Here is a 1,891-nt window from a genome sequence, read left to right on the forward strand (position 1 = left end):
CCACCAGCCACCAGGTCGACCGTCATCAAGCCGGCCTTGGCGTAGCGGTAACCCGGCTTCCAGATCCGTCGCGCTCCCCACTTGGCTGCACGGACCAGGACGAGGGTGTCGTTGCTCGCCTCGGGGAAGTCGACCGTTGTCGAGACTGAACGGGCAGGGCCGTTGTCGAATGGAGAGGTGTGGAAAAAGACCGTAACGTGATCCGTCGCCAGCTCATGATGGCGGAGCTTCTCGCCAAGACGGGTAGCATGGGTAGCGATGGCCTCCTCCATCACCTCGAGGCTTTCGACCCGGCCGGAGAATGACCTCGTGACGGCACAACCCTTTCGAGTGGGGGCGACTGTATCGAGGTTGATGCAGGGCTGGCCGCGCAGCTCCTGGATGATTCGCTCGCCGACGACGGTGAGCGTCTGGCGAGCGAGCTTGGGATCGAGAGCAGCGACATCGGCGGCCGTCTTGCAGCCGAAGGCGGTCAGCTTGGCCTGGCTGGCACGGCCAATGCCCCAGACGTCCTCTAGCGGCATCAGCGGCAGCCACTCCCGGCGGACCGCCTCGCTCGTCAGGTCGCAGATGCCGCCGAGCTGAGATGTGGACTTCGCGATCTTGTTCGCGAGCTTTGCCAGTGTCTTCGTGGGGCCGATGCCGACGCAAGTCGGGATACCGGTCCATTTTGAAACCGTGGACCTCAGATCGCGGCCCAACTCCTCGCGGTGCTCCAGTGCAACCGGGGTCAGGTCGAGGAAGCTCTCGTCGATCGAGTAGATCTCGATATCGGGGGCGAACCGCTCATAGACGGTGTTCATCCGGCGGCTCATGTCGCCGTAAAGGGAATAATTCGACGAGAAGACGACGACGCCCTCGCGCCTGCACAGGTCGCGGATCTGGAACATCGGCGCGCCCATCTTGATCCCGAGCGCCTTTGCCTCAGCCGTCCTGGCGACCGCGCAGCCGTCGTTGTTCGACAGCACGATCACCGGCCGGCGTCGAAGCTTCGGATCGAATACGCGCTCGCAGGAGCAGTAGAAGCTGTTGCCGTCGATCAGGGCGAACGACCGCGTCATCGCCGGAAGCGCCGCACCGCGTTGGTGACCACGCCGAAAATGTCGATCTCGGCGTCTGGACCCGGGTCGTAGTCGGGATAGCGCCGGTTGCCGAACGCGAGACTTGAGCGCCCCCCGGCGATCCTGAAAATCTTGACGCTGCGCTCGCCGTTGACATCCACCACGACGGCGTCGCCGTCACGCGGGACGAGGCTGCGGTCGACCGTGATCAGGCTGCCGTCGAAGATCCCGACATCGATCGCGCTGTCGCCCGCGACGGTCATAATGTAGGTCGCGGGGGCGTTCTTGATCAGCGCCCGCGACAGATCGATCGGTGTATCGAGATAGTCGTCGGCCGGCGAAGGAAAGCCCGCGCGTACGGCCTTCAGATAGACCGGGAGAAAGACAGGCGGTCCGAGGACGACGGAGGACATGTGCATCGAGATGCGCTCTGGTTGACGGAACATAACAAGAACATCAGAAGCGCGGTCCGAGTCAATGTGGGCAATGCGTCTCGGGTCTGATGAGGCACGCTCTGAACGGGCGCCGAGCATTCTTCGGCATCCGGGATGTGCACATGCCCTCCTCCAGCGGAAGGCTTTTTTGCTTGGGTCGATTCTAACTTCTCCGGGCCATTTGAAGCGCGGGCTCTAATGCCCGAAGTTGGCGGCATCCGGTCCTAAGCGGCGGAACTCGCGAACTTCGGCTTTCCACCGAGGCCGTGTGCAAACGCGCTATTGGGATGCCTGAGGTGTGCGCCGCGTCGTCTGCGGGTGAAGTTGGACGAGAGTCGCGGCGACCCTTTCAGGTCCGCATCGCCAGAATGAGCGGCCCAGCGCCAAGGATGGCGA

2 protein-coding genes are annotated in these 1,891 nt (G+C 63.4%); both read right to left on the reverse strand.

Annotation, left to right across the window (positions count from 1 at the left end; all coding sequences use genetic code 11):
* A partial coding sequence (locus AC1D34_RS37190) for a Y-family DNA polymerase (protein ID WP_476826979.1) occupies positions 1-1,061 on the reverse strand: 1,061 nt, incomplete at its 3' end.
* Positions 1,058-1,594, reverse strand: coding sequence for a LexA family protein (locus AC1D34_RS37195; RefSeq protein ID WP_476826980.1), 537 nt, complete (start codon positions 1,592-1,594; stop codon positions 1,058-1,060). The genes AC1D34_RS37190 and AC1D34_RS37195, both read right to left, overlap by 4 nt.
* Between the last annotated feature and the right edge of the window lie 297 nt (positions 1,595-1,891).

Source organism: Allobosea sp. P1_A7 (genome assembly GCF_056406775.1).

What these genes read in the sequence shown, in the direction of transcription:
- AC1D34_RS37195 (WP_476826980.1), bottom strand. Translation starts at nt 1,594, where the DNA reads ATGCTCGGCGCCCGTTCAGAGCGTGCCTCATCAGACCCGAGACGCATT.